The organism is Paenibacillus sp. JT22N1, assembly GCF_059692155.1.
The window spans coordinates 117,901-135,956 of record NZ_JCAUAW010000007.1 but is presented as its reverse complement, the minus strand read 5'-3'; the positions used below and the strand labels follow the sequence as shown (position 1 = coordinate 135,956).

Genomic DNA, 18,056 nt, shown 5'->3' with positions numbered 1-18,056 from the left:
ACGATGAATCATCCCTATCCAATTATGATGAATCTGTCTGGACGCCGATGTTTAGTTGTCGGCGGCGGGGCTGTGGCTGAACGAAAGGTGAAATCATTGCTGCAAGCAGGTGCCCATGTAACGATCGTAAGCACAGAATTTTCTGAGGGGATTATCGAGATGGAGAACCACGCTGAAGTGGTTCTGTATAGGCAAATGTTCCATCCATCGATCATGCTCGACGAAAGCTCAGATTTTGCGCCCTACATCTTGGTTGTAGCTGCAACGAATGATGCGAAAGTTAATGCTCACGTTCATGAATTAGCATCACGTCAGGGGCAGCTAGTTAACGTTGTTGATCAACCTCAATTGAGCTCCTTCATCGTGCCTTCTGTTGTTCGAAGAGGGAAGTTAGTTATTGCGGTTTCAACAGGTGGAGCTAGCCCTTCGGCTGCTCGTAAAATCGCTCAAGAATTAGACAACGCTTATGGTGAGGAGTATGAAACTTACCTCGATTTCCTTAGTGATTTGCGGTTATTGATTCAGAGTAGGGTGGCCGATAAACAAGCTAGACAACGTGTATTTAAAGAGATGCTTGAATGGGACGTTCTCGCCAAAATACGCGAGGGTACGTTTGAGATTTGGAAAGAGAAGCTCTACATAACCTTAGAGAAAGAACCTTGGATGCAGGGGTAAGTTGGAGATAGAGGTACGGATCTATCTGCTTGGTCAGCTATCAAGGATATCGGGCAGCAAGTACAGGGAGGCGGGTAGAGATGAGAACAATCATCGTAGGAACTAGGCAAAGCGCGTTGGCACTTACTCAGACAGGGCAAGTTGTGGAGCTCTTAAAACAGCTTGCAGCTGAACATGGGATTGCTTGTCAATTTGAAATAAAGAAAATTGTCACGAAGGGCGACCGCATACTGGACGTCACCTTGTCCAAGGTAGGCGGTAAGGGTCTGTTCGTCAAGGAAATCGAACAGGCACTCGTGGACGGCGACATCGACATGGCCGTCCACAGCATGAAAGATATGCCCTTCGAGTTACCCGAAGGGCTGGTCGTAGGAGCGGTGCCGAAGCGTGAGGATCCGCGCGATGCGCTGATCACACGCGGGCACCGCTCCCTGGACGAGCTGCCGCAAGGCGCGCTCGTCGGCACCAGCTCGCTGCGGCGCGCTAGCCAGCTGCAGCACCTCCGCCCGGACCTCCGCATCGAGTCGGTCCGCGGGAACATTGATTCGAGGCTGCGCAAGCTCGATGATGAAAACTTCGATGCGATTCTGCTTGCCGCGGCCGGTTTGCACCGGATCGGCTGGCAGGATCGCATCAGCGCGTACTTGCCGCCCGAGATCTGCCTCCCTGCCGTAGGGCAGGGGGCGCTGTGCATCGAGTGCCGGGGCGGCGACGCCTTCATGCTGGACCTGCTGGGCAGGTTCCAGCATGAGCCAACCGCACTCGCGGTGCGAGCGGAGCGGGCTTTCCTTGGCAGACTCAATGGAGGCTGCCAGGTGCCGCTCGGCGCTTATGCGAGCATAAGCGAAGATAGCAGCAGCGAATCAGAGGTGCCGCTGCTCACTTTAACGGGCATGGTCGGTACGCCGGATGGCGTCACCATGCTCAAGGAAACGGCTTCCGGGAGCGATCCGGAAGCGCTAGGTTTGCTTGTCGCTGATAAGCTTATCGCGCAAGGCGCAGAACGTATCCTGGCTGAGGTAAGGAAGTGAGCATCGTGAACAAAGGAAGAGTCTATCTCGTTGGTGCGGGTCCCGGAGATCCTAAACTCATCTCGGTTCGCGGTATGGAAGCCATTCAGAAAGCCGATGTCATCGTTTATGACCGGCTTGCCAACCCTCGTCTACTCAAGCATCGTAGACCGGAAGCTGAGCTGATTTTTGTCGGAAAGCTTCCGGACAAACATATACTAAAGCAAGAAGAAATTAATCAATTGCTAGTAGATCTTGCCCTTCAGGGAAAAGTTGTGACTCGTCTCAAAGGCGGCGATCCCAGCGTCTTCGGTCGAGTGGGCGAGGAAGCGGAGCTGCTCGCAGATAATGATGTGATCTTCGATATTATACCAGGTATCACATCCTCGATTGCGGTTCCTGCTTATGCGGGTATTCCAGTCACCCATCGCGACTTCACTTCATCCTTTGCGATTATTACCGGTCATGAATACCCGAATAAGACCTATTCCAGTTTGGACTGGGAGCATCTAGCTAAGGCGATCGGCACCATGGTCTTCTTGATGGGTGTTGCGAATCTTGAACAAATTTGTCGCGAATTGATTCGCTGCGGCAAACCGCCGGAAATGCCTGTTGCGCTCGTCAGATGGGGAACGTGGGCAGATCAACAAACAATTACGGGAACCTTAGCTGATATTACGGAGAAGGTAAGAGAAGCTAATTTCAAATCACCAGCCGTTATTATCGTTGGTGAAGTTGTTAAGCTGCGTGAGAAGCTGGCCTGGATAGAGAAGAAGCCGCTCTTCGGGCGTCGAGTGCTTGTCACAAGAGCTAGAAGTCAGGCAAGTGAGCTTGTGGATTTAATCGATGACATGGGTGGAGAAGCGGTCGAATTCCCTGTTATTCGATTACAACCGCCAAGTCGCCCTGAGGCCATTCAAGCATTGGATCTGGCGCTAGACAAGCTTCAAGAATTTGACTGGGTGTTACTGACAAGCGTAAACGGTGTGGAGTATTTTTTTCGAAGGCTGCGTGAAAAAGGGATTGATGTTCGCAAAATGGGGAAAGCTCGCATTGCAGCCGTAGGCCCGAAAACAGCCGAAGCGCTAGCTGAGCGTGGCATCATTGCGGATGTACTCCCGGCCAAATATCAAGGCGAGGGTATCCTGGAAGCCATTCAAGCTGATTTGAAAGCAGGTCAGAAGGTGCTAATACCTACGGCTGATCTGGCGCGTGATTATTTGCCAGCTAAGCTCAAAGAACTTGGTCTTGAAGTAACCGAAGTCGATGTCTACGAAAATGTACTTACAACAGAAGATGGGGATGAAATCATTCATCTTCTGCAAAATCAAAGCATTCATATCATAACTTTTACAAGCTCATCTACGGTTACAAATTTACTTGAAGCCTTGCGTCAGCTGGGTGTGGAAGAACCGCTATCCTTGCTGCAAGGGGTTGAAATTGCCTGTATTGGACCCAAAACTGCAGAGACCGCAAGTCAATGTGGACTACCGGTTACGTATTTGGCTGAAGAGGCTACTGTTGCGTCATTAGTACAAAGCATTGCTCAACATAAATAATAAAAATGCCTCAGATGCAGCTTCCTAAGGATCTGCATCTGAACGCCAATAAGGAGGCGGAATTCTTCATGAGTTTCCCTATCGTTCGTAATCGCCGCTTACGCGGCAATGCAGCTATTCGTAATCTTGTACGTGAAAATCAAGTGACTGTTCACGATGTTGTACAACCGATCTTTGTTACACATGGTACGAACATTAAGTCAGAAATTGCTTCGATGCCAGGTGTTTATCATTTTTCTTTAGACAGAGTGCAAGAAGAGATCGAAGAAATTACAAAGCTCGGCATTCAAGCTATTCTTTTGTTTGGAGTTCCGGATCATAAAGATGCGACTGGAACTTCCGCTTTCATGGATGATGGCATTGTTCAGCAAGCGACCCGTTTTATTAAAGAATTGAACCCGAATTTGCTCATTATTGCCGATACGTGTCTTTGTCAGTTTACGGATACAGGTCACTGTGGTGTTATTCATCATCATCCCGTTACGGGACAGGCGGATGTGGCAAATGATGCTTCCTTGGAGCTGTTGGTTCGTACGGCTGTATCGCAAGCCAAAGCGGGTGCAGACATTATCGCTCCTTCCAATATGATGGACGGCTATGTGCATGCGATTCGTTCAGGTTTAGATGAAGCTGGCTATGAGAATACACCGATTATGGCCTATTCCGTTAAATATGCATCGGCTTACTACGGTCCATTCCGAGATGCTGTGGATTCAACACCTCAATTCGGTGACCGCAAAACGTATCAAATGGATCCAGCCAACGGACGCGAAGCCTTGCGTGAAGCGGAAAGTGACGTTGCAGAGGGTGCTGATTTCCTAATGGTGAAACCAGCTCTTGCTTATATGGACATCATTCGGATGCTGAAGGATAACTTCGATTTACCGGTTGTTGCCTATAATGTGAGTGCGGAATATTCGATGATTAAGGCTGCGGCCATGCAGGGCTGGGTTAATGAGGAGGCTATCGTAATGGAAACAATGACGAGCTTCAAACGTGCTGGTGCTGATATTATCTTGACTTATTTTGCAAAAGATATTGCTCGTTATTTGAAAAAATAGCAAATTTCCAAATAGAGCCATTCACCTAAGATGCAAAGGCGAGCAGTTTCCGGAGGAAACGATCAGCATGTAGTCTTAGTGCGAATGGTTCTTTTGTCATACTTTTGTCGCAAAACATAAGCTTACTTCAGTTGTGACAGGGGTATAATTAGGGCATAATGAATGAGAATAGATGGAAACCCAGAGGAAGGTGCCTCATGACCTACAACGATAATTTTATTAAAGCATGCCGAAAAGAACAGGTAGATACGCTGCCCGTTTGGTATATGCGCCAAGCTGGACGTTACGATCCGGATTATCGCAAAATCAAAGAAAAGTACTCACTGCTCGAAATTTGTCAGCAACCAGAGCTAGCCGCGGAAGTTACCATGATGCCCATTAAAAAGTTGGGTGTTGATGCGGCCATTTTATATTCGGACATTATGAATCCCGTTGCTTCACTTGGGGTCGATTTTGATATTGTCAAAGATGTGGGTCCTGTGATTCATACGCCAGTTCGTACAGCGCAAGATGTTGAGCGCCTGCGTCCTATCGATGTGGAGAAAGATTTATCGCATATCATTCAAACGATTCGTATCTTAGACAAGGAGCTTGAGGTTCCCCTCATCTCATTTGCGGGTGCGCCATTTACGATTGCGAGCTATTTGATTGAAGGTAAGCCATCCAAAAGCTATATCCGTACGAAACAGCTTATGTACTCCGAACCAATCGTTTGGTTTGCCTTAATGGAGAAGCTTGGTGATATGGTCATTACATACTTGCGAGCGCATATCGCAGCGGGTGCCAAAGCTGTTCAAGTATTTGATAGCTGGGTTGGCGCGCTTTCTCCTGTGGATTTCCAAATGTATGTGCTGCCGACAATGACGCGAATTTTCAAAGAACTTGCGGATTTGAAGGAGCCAAAGATTTATTTCCCAGGCGTGAGTTCAGGGGAGCTGCTTCCTTATCTTAAAGACATCCAAGCGGATGTCATTGGTCTAGATTGGCGGATTCCAATTTCTGTAGGCCGCGCGAGAGTTGGCGAACGCTTTGCCGTGCAAGGAAACTTGGATCCCTATATTTTAACAGCTCCGATGAGTGTAATTGAGCAACAGGCGAAAGCCATTATTGATGAGGGGATCCAGCAACCAGGTTATATCTTTAACCTTGGCCATGGCTTATTCCCGGAAGCATCGCTTGAGAAATTAAAGGATTTAACTACATTCATCCATACTTACTCACATTCCGTATTAACTCAGCAAGCAGAAAAGAGTGGTGTTTAGCATGGCGAGTCAGCGTATTGGTGTGTTAGTCATGTCTTATGGTACTCCGGAAAGTTTGGATCAAGTTGAAGCTTATTACACACATATTAGACGTGGGCATCCTCCAACGCCTGAGCAGCTGCATGAATTAACGGCTCGTTATGAGGCAATTGTTGGAGGGTTCTTCCCGCTGCGTGAAAATACGAACAAGCAGGTTAAAGGCCTGGAGAATACACTTCGTCAAGAACATCCAGACCTTGAATTCGTCTGTTATCAGGGTCTGAAGCATGCTCAGCCTTACGTAGAAGACGGTGTGGAGCAAATGGTTAAGGACGGTATTACGGAAGCTGTGGGAGTCGTTCTTGCCCCTCACTACTCCACAATGAGCGTTGGCGGCTACGTGAAAAGAGCGAAAGATAAGGCAGAGGCGCTTGGACTGAAGATTGATTTCGTTCTTGATTACCATCTTCATCCTAAACTGGTTGATGCCCTTAGTACACGTGTTGACAAAGCCTTGGAGAAATTCTCCGGTGTGAATCGAAATGATGTGCGAGTTATCTTTACTGCACATAGCTTGCCTGAGAAAATACTTGAAATGAAAGACCCATACCCAGATCAATTGCTTGCCACTTCCAAAGTCATTGCTGAACGTGTAGGTCTGACGAATTGGCAGTTTGGTTGGCAAAGCGCTGGGCAAACGGCGATGCCGTGGCTCGGTCCGGATATCTTGGATGTTATTCGAAAGATCAATCAAGAAGAAAGCGTTAAGAATGTACTTCTATGTCCGATTGGCTTTGTTTCGGATCATCTGGAGGTTCTCTATGATATAGATATTGAAGCACAGGATCTTGCCAAAGAGCTTGGACTGCATTTGGAACGAACAGAATCACTAAATACAGACCCTCTGTACCTGGAAACATTGAGTGATGTTGTCTACAAGAAATGGAAAGAGGTCACCAGTTTATCATGAGTACTAGGATTCCTCACTACATGATTGTTGGCGGGGGGATTACGGGGCTTAGCGCAGCTTTTTACTTAAAGAAGAGGTTGGAGTCAGCGGGAGCTCCTTTTCGTATTTCTGTGGTGGAGAAGTCCCCGACATTTGGCGGGAAAATTCATACCATAGCGCGAGAGGGTTTCGTCATTGAAAAGGGGCCGGATTCTTTCCTTGCAAGGAAGCGCCCTATTATTGATCTGGCTTATGATCTTGGGCTTGAACATGAGCTTACAGGAACGAATCCTGGGGCGAAAAAGACCTACATTGTACGTCAAGGCAAGCTGCACCGCATGCCACCTGGTTTAGTGCTCGGCATACCAACGCAAATGACACCGTTCATGAAGACGGGCCTCATTTCCCCATTAGGTAAAATGCGAGCTGCACTTGATTTGATCCTGCCGAAGCGTGATTTATCGACGGATGAATCTCTTGGGCATTTTCTGGAGCGCCGTTTAGGAAAAGAAGTGCTTCAGCGTATCGTGGAACCGCTTCTAGCGGGGATTTATGCAGGTGATACGTTTAAGCTTAGCTTGAAAGCAACGTTCCCACAGTTTCGAGCGATGGAGCAGAAGCATCGAAGTTTAATTCTAGGGATGATGGCCAGCCGCAAAAACGTAAGTGAAGAGAGTGCCCACTTACCTTCTGCGGTTCGTAATTCGGTTTTTGTGACGTTCAAGAAGGGGCTTCAGACGTTGGTTTCGGGCTTAGAAGACGCCTTGAAGACTGTGGATCTACGAAATGGCGTTGGAGTTGTATCCGTTCGTAAAATGGGGCTAGAGCAAGCCGAGGTTAACTTTGAGGATGGGCATAGCGAAATAGTAGATGGCGTTATCCTAACTACGCCTACTTATCAGGCAGCGAAGATGTTAGCAGATTTGCCTGCAGCAAATCAACTTAAGAAGATTGATTACATTTCCGTGGCGAATGTTATTATGGCTTTCGATCGTAAAGACATCCCTTTTGAACTGGATGCCTCTGGCTTTCTAGTGCCGAAAACCGAGGGCAGGACGATTACTGCGTGTACCTTAACATCGGCCAAATGGCTGCATACAGCCCCAGACGGGAAAGTGCTTCTACGCTGTTATATCGGTCGTGCAGGTGAGCAAGAGTGGCCGGAGTGGTCGGATGAACAACTAGTTAGCAAAGCTCGTCATGATCTGCGGGAATTATTAGGACTAAAGGCGGAACCGCTCTTTACGGATGTAACTCGCCTCATGCATTCTATGCCGCAATATCCTGTGGGTCATCTGGAGCAGATTGCACAGTTCCGTGAAGAGCTTGTTGCAGCTATGCCTCAAGTCCTCATCGTGGGTGCGGGGTTCCATGGAGTGGGTCTCCCTGACTGTATAAGGCAAGGTAAAGAGGCTGCGTGGCAGCTTGCAGATCTGATCCAAAACCAGTCTCAGGGAGCCGTAGAAACAGCTAGTTCGATTTAACGAAGCTTGGCCAGATCTAATTTGAAATCTGATGATGAAATGGTCAAGATTTGCTTTTCTTCAAGATCACGAATCACCTGCATGAGCGTCACTTTTTGTACGCCGGCTAGTTGAGATATTTCATCAAAGTTAAGCACGAGCTTAATCGTTATCGTCGTTCCGTTACGCAACCCATGCTTATTGGCCATTTTGATCAAACTTTTGATAACACGCGTTCTCACGTCTAAGAAGGTCAGTCGAACACTTGTTGATTCGTATCGCGTAGTCGACTGCTGAGCTCTTGCATAATGCCGAGGGTAATGTCAAAATGAGTGCGTAGCAGATCGAGGAAACTTTGTCCTGTCAATGTGAGAAGCACACTGTCCTCCAAAGTTTGGGCCGAAGCAGAGCGCGGCTTGCCATCAATAAGTGAAAGTTCACCAAAGCTTTCGCCTGATTTGCAGATGGACAATATTTTTTCCTCGCCGGAGCTGCTAGTTGTGAAAATTTTGACAGAACCGCTAAGGACCATATAAAAGACGGAGCCGACCTCTTTTTCGGAAAATAGGACGGTACTCCTTGTAAAGGAACGTCTTGTACAAATCTGAGCTAGAGCGTTGAATTGTTCTTCATTCAATTGGGAGAATAAAGGTACTTTTTTGAGGATATCGATCATATGGGTACCGCCTTTATATGTTGTAAGTCAACTCATTTTATCATAGATAGATTACTGGGGGTATGAAATTATGGAAAATTCGAGTAGAATCGACACGCGCTCTTCGGCCGCCTTTCAAGAAGCTAAGAAGATCATTCCTGGGGGAGTGAACAGTCCTGTTCGCGCCTTTAAGTCGGTTGGTTTAACACCTTTGTTCATGGAGAAAGGCTCAGGCTCTCACGTAACGGATATTGACGGCAATACTTTTATCGATTATGTAGGATCTTGGGGTCCATTAATCGTAGGACATGCTCACCCTGCCGTGCTGGAAGCCATTAAAGGAGCGGCCGAAAAAGGGACAAGCTTCGGTGCTCCGACACTTCTAGAAACGGAAATGGCAAAGCTGGTCATTGAACGAGTGCCGTCCATTGATATGGTTCGCATGGTGAATTCAGGGACGGAAGCGACCATGAGCGCTCTACGGTTAGCCCGCGGTTTTACGAAGCGCGACAAGATCGTGAAATTCGAAGGAAGCTACCATGGTCATGCGGATGCATTACTGATCAAAGCTGGCTCCGGTGTAGCCACGCTTGGCCTTCCAGACAGTCCAGGGGTTCCGCATAGCGTGGCCTCGAATACGATCACTGTGCCTTACAATGATTTGGCATCCGTTAAATTAGTGTTTGAAAAGTTTGGGGAAGAAATCGCGGCTTTAATCGTTGAGCCGATAGCAGGGAATATGGGAGTAGTGCCTCCAGCTGAAGGGTTTTTACAAGGATTACGTGCCATTACTCAGCAATATGGCACCTTGCTAATCTTCGATGAGGTGATGACTGGCTTTCGCGTGCATAAACACTGCGCTCAGGGCTTGTACGGCGTTACACCTGATTTAACATGTCTAGGTAAGGTCATTGGCGGAGGACTCCCTGTTGGCGCTTATGGAGGCCGACTGGACATCATGGAGCAGATTGCTCCTGCAGGTCCAATCTATCAGGCGGGAACCTTATCCGGCAATCCACTAGCGATGGCTGCAGGCTTCGCAACGTTATCCTTATTGGGTGAGCCCAATGCCTATGAGGAACTGGAACGCAAGTCCGCGAAGCTGGAAGCTGGATTTGCAAGGAATGCCACTGAATTTGGCGTAGCAAGCACAATTAACCGAGTTGGATCCATGATATGTCCATTCTTTACCGAGCAGGCTGTCACGAATTACGATACAGCCAAAACGTCTGATCTAGCTAAGTTTAATGCTTATTTCGGCCATATGCTCGATTTGGGAGTTTCGGTTGCACCTTCGCAATTCGAAGGGATGTTTGTATCTACGGTTCATTCCGATGAAGATATCGCTGCTACCATCGATGCTCATCGTGAAGCTTTGAAGCGATTATAAGTTTGTGAACATACAAAGACCTGGCCAACGTGGCCAGGTCCTTTGTTTTACTTATGTAAAAGATTTAGTTTGTTTTTATGGTTGGAGCAACAGTTGGAGATGGCAGAGCACTATTCCCAGTGTTTGTTTGTCCTTGGTTAGGGCTTGTACTCGGTGTAGGCGTCGGGCTCGGCTTTGATGATGTGGAAGCTCCTGGTGAGGAGCTTCCTGTGCCGGTATTGCCATTGCCTGTTCCTGTTTCTGTGCCTGTTCCTGTTCCAGAGCCTGTACTCGGAGAAGGACTTGGCTTCGTAGAAGGTGTAGGTGAAGTTTCAGGCTTCGTTGTCGGACTTGGTTTGACAGTACCATTATCTGATCCTGAAGGAGGATTAGATGTGCCATTCTTACCTGTTTCACTGCTGGATTCAGGCTTGGTTGACGTTGTTGATTTCGGTGTAGCTGTTGCTTTAGGTGGGTTCGCTTTTTTATTCGCTTGTTCTTTCAAGAATTCAGGGTGGTCATAAGCACCACCTGGATCGATTGTTTTAAGTCCTTCCCAAACATTCTTCACCTTTACTTGGTCAGGATGATCAAAAACTAGGAAAGCAGAAGGTAAGCGACGCTCCCCATAACGACTTGAGGGCTTCGTAATCAGCTCATCGTTGTATACCATCTCAGAGGAAGCTCCGCCATCTAAGAAGCCAGCATTAATGACGCCATCAGCGAGAAACATATCCTGTACTTCTTTGAGGGTCGCGCCTACACTGTGCGTTTGTCGGCCGTCGATCACGATGAAGATAACCGTTCCGTCGGCTTTTTGTCCCACAGCTGTACGAGGTGCGCGTCCCCAGCCTCCGTCTCCGCTAGTAATGAGCGGTTTTCCGTTAGCAATAACACGCGGATAGAAGGATACGGCGTCAGTGACACCAAGCTTAAGCAGCTCGTCAATCGTATACTTGCCGATAATGAGCGTGCCTTCTTTTGTGAATCCAACGATGTGTTGAGGAACGCTGCCTTCTTGGTCTGTATAAAGAATTTCTCCGCCGGACATAATAGCACCAATTGGCGCAAATCCGTTTCCAAGTCCGTCTGGATCGTTGAAACCTCCGCCATTTACGCCGGCGACAGCGCCAGTACGCTCTACCATGGAGGTAATTCTTTCCCCTTCACCTTGCTTTGCGGGGACAACGACACGAATCGTTCGTGGGTCATAAACATACATTTTCTTGCCCTTCCAAAACTGACCAGAAATATCTTCGACTTTCACAAGACTTTCCGTAGAACGATTTTTATTGAATTGAACCGCCCGCAAATCTTGTTTTTCAACAGAGTTGATTTCGGTCAAATTTTGCATTTCGAGAACCATCTGATCTCTTCGCTCAGCACCAACGAAAATCCAAGCCCAGTCACGATGCTGCGTCGTAATAACCGTTTTAGCCAAATACTCGCGGATATATGCCCCAGGTGGGGTTAGAAATAAGAAGCTTGAACTCAGAAAAGTACAAACAGCTATAACGAGAAAAGTGCGTTTCAGCCAACTATAACTCCGAAAATGCTCTAATATTGAACTACCCACGGTTGTTCCTCTCCTGCTCTATTATTCTATTTGGTATTAGATATTTTGATAAGTAATGTCGAAAAAAAACAATACAAGACTTATATTATCATATTTTTGCATGCAATTGTTATTGGTAATTGTTAAAATAAAGTGTACATAATCCCTAATTTCTTAAGGAGTAATCAAATCTATGAAACGATACTACTTTTTTGATTTTCCAATAGATCTAATGGCCGTTGTTTTTGTGTTTCTAGTTATTTTGCTCGTAATCTATTTATCTTTTCGTAAAGGAAACACTTAAATGACAGAGTGGAAGCGCAGAGGTGAATGGTTGGAGCTCCCCGTTCCAAATCCGTTATGGAAGCCTCTTAAACCAGGGGCTATTGAAGAATTAGCAACTATACTGCCAGTTCCTAGAAAGTACTTTCTTCGACTAGCCTCTCAAGGCCTTATTCGGATTCAGGATGACACAATTCGACTTCATGCGTTTCCAGAAGAGAAGGCTGCTTTCAGACCTGAGCCTTATGATCTTGATATTTTGTATGAGGATGACTTTTGCCTTGTCGTTAATAAACCGGCAGGCATGTCTGTTCATCCAGCAGAGGTAGGGCAAAGCGGTACGTTGGCTTCTGCAGTAGCCTTCTATTTTGAATCGACTGGCCAGGCTTGTGGGATTCGGCATATACATCGTTTAGATCAAGATACGACCGGAGCAGTACTTTATGCCAAAAATGAGTGGGCGCATGTGCTTCTTGATGAGGCAATGCGTGATAAACGAATTGATAGACGCTATGTAGCTCTAGCTGAAGGCGTATTCCGACTGAAACAAGGATCGATAGATGAACCTATTGGGAAAGATCGCTATATCTCAGGCAAGCGAAGAGTTTCACCTGGCGGTGATCAAGCGGTAACACATTATAGGGTTTTACAGCAAGTGAAGAAAGCGGCTTTCGTGGAACTTACGTTAGAAACAGGGAGAACCCATCAAATTAGGGTTCATCTCAGTCACTTAGGCCACCCATTAGTAGGGGATTCCCTTTATGGGGGTTCATCGCGTTTGTTTCATCGACAAGCCCTGCACGGAGAGAAGCTTTTGTTCGATCATCCTGTTACTCAAAAGCAGGTCATCGTGCAAGCTCCTCTGCCGCAAGATTTCAAGCTTTTACTAGAAGAAGTTTCAGCCATGTAAAAATGTAGTCATGCCTAGCCCTTCCCACCCATATACTTTTAGAGACAAACAAGTAAATGGCCAAACAATCCGTATGCTGTCCAGCATCTGGATTTGATGGAAGGGAGGATTAATTCGGTGTCTGAACAACAACCAGGTTTAAGATTCGATATCTATGAACGAGTTCATTTGCAAGAAGATTTGGCGGGGATACAAGAATTAAATGATGTAGAATTGCTTCCTCATATTCAGGTAATTACTTTGGATGATCAGGCAATCCTGAAAGGAAACTTGCTGCTCACGGGCAATTATTTCAGTGAAGAAAGGGATACACCCAGATCACTAGAGCATCTGATTCCAGTCGAAATCACATTACCTTTAAATCGCATTCATCGTGTGGAAGATATTCAGGTCGAGATTGAAAATTTTGATATTGATCTTTTATCAGCGCGGAGTCTGAACGTTACAGGTGTGCTTTCCCTGCAAGGCGTCGAAATTGTTTCGGCTCCGCTGGAGAGCTGGCGGGAAGAAGAGGAAGTTACTTTCGTTCATGAGGTTAACTTCCCACGGTCCGAGCCACCTATGCCGTATCAACCGGAGCCTTTGCAGGAACCCCCGGCACCATCATCCATTCCAGAGCCCGTGAATGCAGCGTCTATTGCATCTCCTCCATATGTGGCTCCCGTTCAAGATGAGGTTGGTTCTGACGATGGTTTAGTTGTAGTGGAGATTGAACAAACCGAAATAAAGGTGACACCCCATCAAGAAAGCACGGTGGTTTCGGAAGACAAGAAAGAACTCAAAGTCGCCTTCGGCAAAAAGGCGAATGAGGCTGTGGACATCAACCCGTACGGTATTAAATCGCTTCTTTCTAAGGCAGGCTCGTATCTTACCGATAAGAGGAATGCAGAAGCAGAAGCGCAAGCTGCGCTTGCGGAAGAGACGCGAATAGATGCTGTGGAGTGGAAGCGGCTCTTTCTTCAAAGCAACACAGGATCGCAAGAGTTTAGGAAACTAAAACTTTGCATTGTTCAAAAAGAAGACACGTTGGAATCGATTGCCAAACGATATCAGCTCAACCCGCGTGAGCTTCAACTCTTGAATCGTATGAGTGATCAAGAAATTTCAGTTGGGCAGGTTATTTATCTGCCTAGATAAATAACAGATACATAGGCAAGAGCCTTTGGCTGCTTATAGCGGCTGGGGGCTCTTATTCATACGAGGAGGCCCTTTTTTTTACCCAAAGGCTGTTGTACATGCACTGCTTGGTAACTATGAATATGTTATCTCATCCTGCTAGAGAAGGGTGAGATAAAACGAAATGATAGACAAATTTGCCAAGTTGCGTCATGCAAAAATTAGTCGTTCGTTGAAACAGGGTGTACAGATCAGCAACTGTCGCTGTGGTGTACGCAGTCCGAAACAAAGCGCAGTTGCCAAAAAAGGAATTCAGAAAAAAGTTAGACCTACACAAACTGTTCCTTGTTTGGTTTTATCTGTTTATGTTGCGCCAGGGTCATTGTTAACCCAAGAAGTGTTTAATACACATTGGAGAACGCTGATTAATCTCTATCGCCGTTGTGGAATTAATTTCGCATTTCGTTTTCGGAGTTCTCTCGGATTACCGGTTTTTAATCGCCTGAATGGACCCATAGTTAATCCGGGGGTTTTCCCTTGTGGTGTTACTTATGACAATCTTCATCCGTATTTTAAAGCATGGTTAGCATTTCGACCAGGCAGTTTCCCGCGTGACATTGCTATTTATTATGTAAAAGGACCGTTAATTGGTGGTGCTGTAGGGTGTGCACCGTTTATAACACCTACTGGTGTAGCCGTTGTTGTTACGAATGGTGCACCGGTGCAAACTCTTGCTCATGAAATAGGACATGTGTTAGGTTTGGGGCATGTGAACGATCCAAACAATTTAATGAATCCAATTTTATTCCCTTCATCCCTTCAGCTAACAGACAGTCAATGCATAATTGCTAGAAGGAGTACCCGAATCCAACTTTGCCCAACCAGAGCGAGAAGATCTCTTCTTCCAACTGGTCAGAGTGGTAAAGCACCACTCTATAGAAAACCTAGTCCATCGCTTATCATACCGAAAGGTAAAAAAGTAATTAAGAAGGGCCGTTACCCGTTAGCTTGATGTAGCTTACCCTCTCCCGTAACAACTTTCAGAATCAAGCATAATTTATGCATAAACGGTAATACTGGAATGATATATTGACTCTATTTCAAATGTTCGATATCATATGATGTAAACCATTTTGAGTAATATTGGAAACGTTGATAGGGAGTAGTAGGCGGTAAGCCCTTCAGAGAGTGGAACTGGTAGCGCTGAAAGGTTCCATAGGAAGCAACCGAACGAAGTCGCCCTGGAGTTGTGAGTGTGATTGTATGCGCCCGTTTATGCGGTGAGCAGCATTAGCATTCGCCGGCCGCAGCCGTTATCTGTTTGAGAGCCACGCGCTTCTTTTGAAGCTGCGCGGAATGAAGGTGGTACCACGGAAGCAAGCCTTTCGTCCTTTGCGGGCGGAGGGCTTTTTTTGTTTGAATGGACGCCAATGTGAGATGACTTACAGGCCTTATAAGCCTGTTTAACAGAGATAATAGTAATGGAGGTAATCCTATGACCGAAGCTAATGAGACCAAAGAACAATTGCAAATGCCTACTACGTACGATCCTAAAGAAGCTGAGCGCAAGTGGTATGATTACTGGATTAAAAATGAATTTTTCAAAGCGGGCACTCGTCCTGATGCAGAAACCTACACCATTGTGATTCCACCTCCGAACGTTACGGGAATGCTGCATATCGGGCATGCGCTTGATTTTACACTACAGGATATTTTAATTCGTACCAAACGGATGCAGGGTTATGATGCACTTTGGCTGCCTGGATCTGACCACGCGGGTATTGCTACCCAAACTAGGGTAGAGCAAAAGCTCCGGGAGCAAGGACAATCACGCTATGATCTTGGACGCGAGAAGTTCTTGGAGAAGGTGTGGGAGTGGAAGGAGCTATATGCGAATACAATTCGTGAGCAATGGGCCAAAATGGGATTCTCGCTGGACTATTCGCGTGAGCGATTCACCTTGGATGAGGGCTTATCACAAGCGGTTCGTGAAGTATTCGTAAGTCTTTATGAGAAAGGACTCATCTATCGCGGGAATTATATTATTAACTGGGATCCAGCGGCTCGTACAGCGCTATCTGACATTGAAGTAGAATACAAAGAGGTGCAAGGTGCCCTCTATCACTTAGAATACAAAACGACAGATGGAACAGGTTCAATCGTTGTTGCCACAACACGTCCTGAGACGATGCTTGGCGATACAGCGGTTGCTGTTCATCCGAAGGATGAGCGCTATCAGCATCTCATCGGCAAAATGCTGCTTCTCCCGATCGTGAATCGCGAGATTCCAATCATTGCGGATGAGTATGTTGAAAAAGAGTTCGGAAGTGGCGCTGTTAAAATTACACCTGCGCATGACCCGAACGATTTCGAAGTCGGGAAGCGTCATGACCTGCCGCAAATTCTTGTTATGGATGAAACTGGTACGATGAACGCGAATGCGGGGCCGTATCAAGGGCAAGATCGCTTTGATTGCCGCAAGCAAATCGTGGCGGATTTGAAGGAGCAAGGTGTTCTTATTAAAATTGAAGAGCATGTCCATCAAGTGGGTCACAGTGAACGCAGTGGTGCGGTTATCGAGCCTTATTTGTCAACACAATGGTTCGTGAAAATGCAGCCGCTTGCTGAGAAAGCGATTGATACGCAAAAATCAGGTAATGGCGTTAATTTCGTACCGGATCGCTTCGAGAAAACGTACTTGAACTGGATTGAAAATGTTCGTGACTGGTGTATTTCTCGTCAATTGTGGTGGGGACATAGGATTCCAGCATGGCACTGTGCAGATTGTGGCCAAATCACGGTAACACGTGAGGACGCTACGGCTTGTTCTCATTGCCAAAGCACGAATTTGAATCAAGACAATGACGTACTAGATACATGGTTCAGCTCGGCATTGTGGCCTTTTTCAACATTGGGCTGGCCTAATGAAACAGAGGATTTGAAGCGTTTCTACCCGACGAATGTGCTTGTAACGGGCTATGATATCATTTATTTCTGGGTATCTCGCATGATCTTTACGGGGCTGGAATTTACGCAGCAAATTCCGTTTAAAGATGTATTGATGCATGGTCTTGTACGGGATTCCGAAGGCCGCAAAATGTCAAAATCCCTTGGTAATGGAGTCGATCCGCTTGAAGTAATCGAGAAATACGGCGCTGATGCTATGCGCTATATGATTTCGACGAGCAGCACACCAGGGCAAGATCTACGTTTCCGTTGGGAACGTGTAGAGCAGGCGCGCAATTTTGCGAATAAGATCTGGAATGCATCTCGCTTTGCTTTAATGAATCTCGAAGGTGTAAACGCAGCAGATATTGATCTAACGGGTCAACTGGGTACGGCAGACCGCTGGATTCTGCACCGCCTGAATGAAACCGTTCGTGACGTGACGCGTCTAATAGACAGTTATGAATTCGGCGAAACTGGCCGCTTGCTGTATAATTTCATCTGGGATGATCTCTGTGATTGGTACATTGAGTTTAGTAAATTAAGCTTATATGGGGCAGATGCAGCTGCTAAGAGTAAAACGCAGTCCGTTCTTGCTTACGTTCTTGATCATACACAACGTTTGATTCATCCGTTCATGCCGTTCATTTCGGAAGAGATTTGGCAGCATCTGCCGCATGTGGGTGAGACCATTACGCTCGCATCTTGGCCAGTAGAGAATGAGTCTTTCGAATCGCCTGACGCTGTTCGTGAGATGGAACTCTTGATGGACGTTATTCGTTCCGTTCGTAATATTCGTTCCGAAGTGAATGTGCCAATGAGTAAGAAAGTTGAACTTCTTGTAAAGCCGGCTAGCAGCGAAACGCTGAGTATTCTCCGCAGCAATGAAGAATACCTGAAGCGTTTCTGTAACACATCCCTGCTCCAAATCGACGCAGAGATGGCAGCTCCGGAGAAAGCTATGACGGCTATCATTACAGGAGCTGAGCTTTACTTGCCGCTGGCTGGTCTTATCGACATTGCGCAAGAGCTCACGCGCTTGGATAAAGAATTACAATCTTTGCACGGTGAAGTAGAGCGTATCGAGAAGAAACTGGGTAATGAGGGCTTTGTTGCCAAGGCGCCAGCCAAGGTTATCGAGGAAGAAAAGGCAAAGCTTGCTGATTATGCCGATAAGCGAGACAAAGTGATCGCTCGATTGGCGGAGTTAAAGGGATAATTGTGGTAAATCAAACGAATGCCTAGTTACGAAAACAAGCTGATTC

15 protein-coding genes and 1 other annotated feature are annotated in these 18,056 nt (G+C 46.6%); of the genes, 12 read left to right on the top strand and 3 right to left on the bottom strand.

The annotated features are described in order from the left end of the window. Positions 1-3: 3 nt before the first annotated feature. From AC58UU_RS15630 to hemG, 7 genes are all read left to right on the top strand, one after another. Positions 4-675 carry a precorrin-2 dehydrogenase/sirohydrochlorin ferrochelatase family protein gene (locus AC58UU_RS15630; protein ID WP_497317041.1) on the top strand — a complete coding sequence of 224 codons (672 nt, stop codon included), beginning with the start codon at positions 4-6 and terminating at the stop codon, positions 673-675. Between the two features lie 80 nt (positions 676-755). Beyond that, positions 756-1,706 (top strand): hydroxymethylbilane synthase, encoded by a 951-nt coding sequence (gene hemC, locus AC58UU_RS15625; RefSeq protein WP_497317039.1) that lies wholly within the window; start codon positions 756-758, stop codon positions 1,704-1,706. A gap of 5 nt (positions 1,707-1,711) precedes the next feature. Further along, a complete protein-coding gene (gene cobA, locus AC58UU_RS15620) occupies positions 1,712-3,244 on the top strand; it encodes a uroporphyrinogen-III C-methyltransferase (protein WP_497317037.1) in 1,533 nt (510 codons plus the stop codon). Positions 3,245-3,312: 68 nt separating this feature from the next. Further along, positions 3,313-4,305 (top strand): porphobilinogen synthase, encoded by a 993-nt coding sequence (gene hemB, locus AC58UU_RS15615; RefSeq protein WP_497317035.1) that lies wholly within the window; start codon positions 3,313-3,315, stop codon positions 4,303-4,305. 197 nt (positions 4,306-4,502) lie between these two features. After that, positions 4,503-5,567 (top strand): uroporphyrinogen decarboxylase, encoded by a 1,065-nt coding sequence (hemE, locus tag AC58UU_RS15610; RefSeq protein ID WP_497317033.1) that lies wholly within the window; start codon positions 4,503-4,505, stop codon positions 5,565-5,567. 1 nt (position 5,568) lies between these two features. After that, entirely contained in the window at positions 5,569-6,516 is a 948-nt protein-coding gene (gene hemH / locus AC58UU_RS15605) for a ferrochelatase (RefSeq protein ID WP_497317031.1), read from the top strand. Next, complete coding sequence (gene hemG / locus AC58UU_RS15600) at positions 6,513-7,979, top strand: protoporphyrinogen oxidase (protein ID WP_497317029.1); 1,467 nt, start codon at positions 6,513-6,515, stop codon at positions 7,977-7,979. The genes hemH and hemG overlap by 4 nt, the downstream gene beginning before the upstream one ends. On the opposite strand, the gene AC58UU_RS15595 is transcribed toward hemG, so the two are convergent. Beyond that, positions 7,976-8,167: a hypothetical protein gene (locus AC58UU_RS15595; RefSeq protein ID WP_497317027.1), complete on the bottom strand. Its 192-nt coding sequence runs from the start codon at positions 8,165-8,167 to the stop codon at positions 7,976-7,978. The two genes, hemG and AC58UU_RS15595, sit on opposite strands and share 4 nt — an antisense overlap. Before the next feature lie 44 nt (positions 8,168-8,211). Continuing rightward, positions 8,212-8,634, bottom strand: a complete 423-nt coding sequence (locus tag AC58UU_RS15590) for a Crp/Fnr family transcriptional regulator (RefSeq protein ID WP_497317025.1) — start codon at positions 8,632-8,634, stop codon at positions 8,212-8,214. A 70-nt stretch (positions 8,635-8,704) separates the two neighbouring features. Between AC58UU_RS15590 and hemL the strand changes: the two genes are divergently transcribed. Continuing rightward, positions 8,705-10,003, top strand: coding sequence for a glutamate-1-semialdehyde 2,1-aminomutase (gene hemL / locus AC58UU_RS15585; protein ID WP_497317023.1), 1,299 nt, complete (start codon positions 8,705-8,707; stop codon positions 10,001-10,003). 64 nt (positions 10,004-10,067) lie between these two features. On the opposite strand, the gene AC58UU_RS15580 is transcribed toward hemL, so the two are convergent. Further along, on the bottom strand, positions 10,068-11,558 hold the full coding sequence (locus AC58UU_RS15580) for a phosphodiester glycosidase family protein (protein WP_497317021.1): 1,491 nt from the start codon (positions 11,556-11,558) through the stop codon (positions 10,068-10,070). Between the two features lie 283 nt (positions 11,559-11,841). Between AC58UU_RS15580 and AC58UU_RS15575 the strand changes: the two genes are divergently transcribed. The 4 genes from AC58UU_RS15575 (at position 11,842) to AC58UU_RS15560 (ending at position 18,010) form a co-directional block, all read left to right on the top strand. Continuing rightward, positions 11,842-12,729, top strand: coding sequence for an RluA family pseudouridine synthase (locus AC58UU_RS15575; protein ID WP_497317019.1), 888 nt, complete (start codon positions 11,842-11,844; stop codon positions 12,727-12,729). Positions 12,730-12,846: 117 nt separating this feature from the next. Continuing rightward, the gene (locus tag AC58UU_RS15570; protein ID WP_497317017.1) at positions 12,847-13,866 is read left to right on the top strand and encodes a LysM peptidoglycan-binding domain-containing protein; all 1,020 of its coding nucleotides are present in this window, start codon (positions 12,847-12,849) and stop codon (positions 13,864-13,866) included. Between the two features lie 163 nt (positions 13,867-14,029). Continuing rightward, positions 14,030-14,857, top strand: a complete 828-nt coding sequence (locus AC58UU_RS15565; RefSeq protein ID WP_497317015.1) for a matrixin family metalloprotease — start codon at positions 14,030-14,032, stop codon at positions 14,855-14,857. A 131-nt stretch (positions 14,858-14,988) separates the two neighbouring features. Beyond that, positions 14,989-15,241: a binding site (T-box leader), on the top strand. 99 nt (positions 15,242-15,340) lie between these two features. Beyond that, positions 15,341-18,010: a valine--tRNA ligase gene (locus tag AC58UU_RS15560; RefSeq protein ID WP_497317013.1), complete on the top strand. Its 2,670-nt coding sequence runs from the start codon at positions 15,341-15,343 to the stop codon at positions 18,008-18,010. Positions 18,011-18,056: the final 46 nt, after the last annotated feature.

Excerpts from the sequence above, each read along its gene's own strand:
- AC58UU_RS15630 (WP_497317041.1), top strand. The coding sequence starts at position 4 with ATGAATCATCCCTATCCAATTATGATGAATCTGTCTGGACGCCGATGT.
- hemE (WP_497317033.1), top strand. The coding sequence starts at position 4,503 with ATGACCTACAACGATAATTTTATTAAAGCATGCCGAAAAGAACAGGTA.
- AC58UU_RS15565 (WP_497317015.1), top strand. The coding sequence starts at position 14,030 with ATGATAGACAAATTTGCCAAGTTGCGTCATGCAAAAATTAGTCGTTCG.
- AC58UU_RS15595 (WP_497317027.1), bottom strand. The coding sequence starts at position 8,167 with ATGGCCAATAAGCATGGGTTGCGTAACGGAACGACGATAACGATTAAG.
- hemH (WP_497317031.1), top strand. The coding sequence starts at position 5,569 with ATGGCGAGTCAGCGTATTGGTGTGTTAGTCATGTCTTATGGTACTCCG.
- AC58UU_RS15575 (WP_497317019.1), top strand. The coding sequence starts at position 11,842 with ATGACAGAGTGGAAGCGCAGAGGTGAATGGTTGGAGCTCCCCGTTCCA.
- hemL (WP_497317023.1), top strand. The coding sequence starts at position 8,705 with ATGGAAAATTCGAGTAGAATCGACACGCGCTCTTCGGCCGCCTTTCAA.
- AC58UU_RS15560 (WP_497317013.1), top strand. The coding sequence starts at position 15,341 with ATGACCGAAGCTAATGAGACCAAAGAACAATTGCAAATGCCTACTACG.
- hemB (WP_497317035.1), top strand. The coding sequence starts at position 3,313 with ATGAGTTTCCCTATCGTTCGTAATCGCCGCTTACGCGGCAATGCAGCT.
- hemG (WP_497317029.1), top strand. The coding sequence starts at position 6,513 with ATGAGTACTAGGATTCCTCACTACATGATTGTTGGCGGGGGGATTACG.
- hemC (WP_497317039.1), top strand. The coding sequence starts at position 756 with ATGAGAACAATCATCGTAGGAACTAGGCAAAGCGCGTTGGCACTTACT.
- AC58UU_RS15590 (WP_497317025.1), bottom strand. The coding sequence starts at position 8,634 with ATGATCGATATCCTCAAAAAAGTACCTTTATTCTCCCAATTGAATGAA.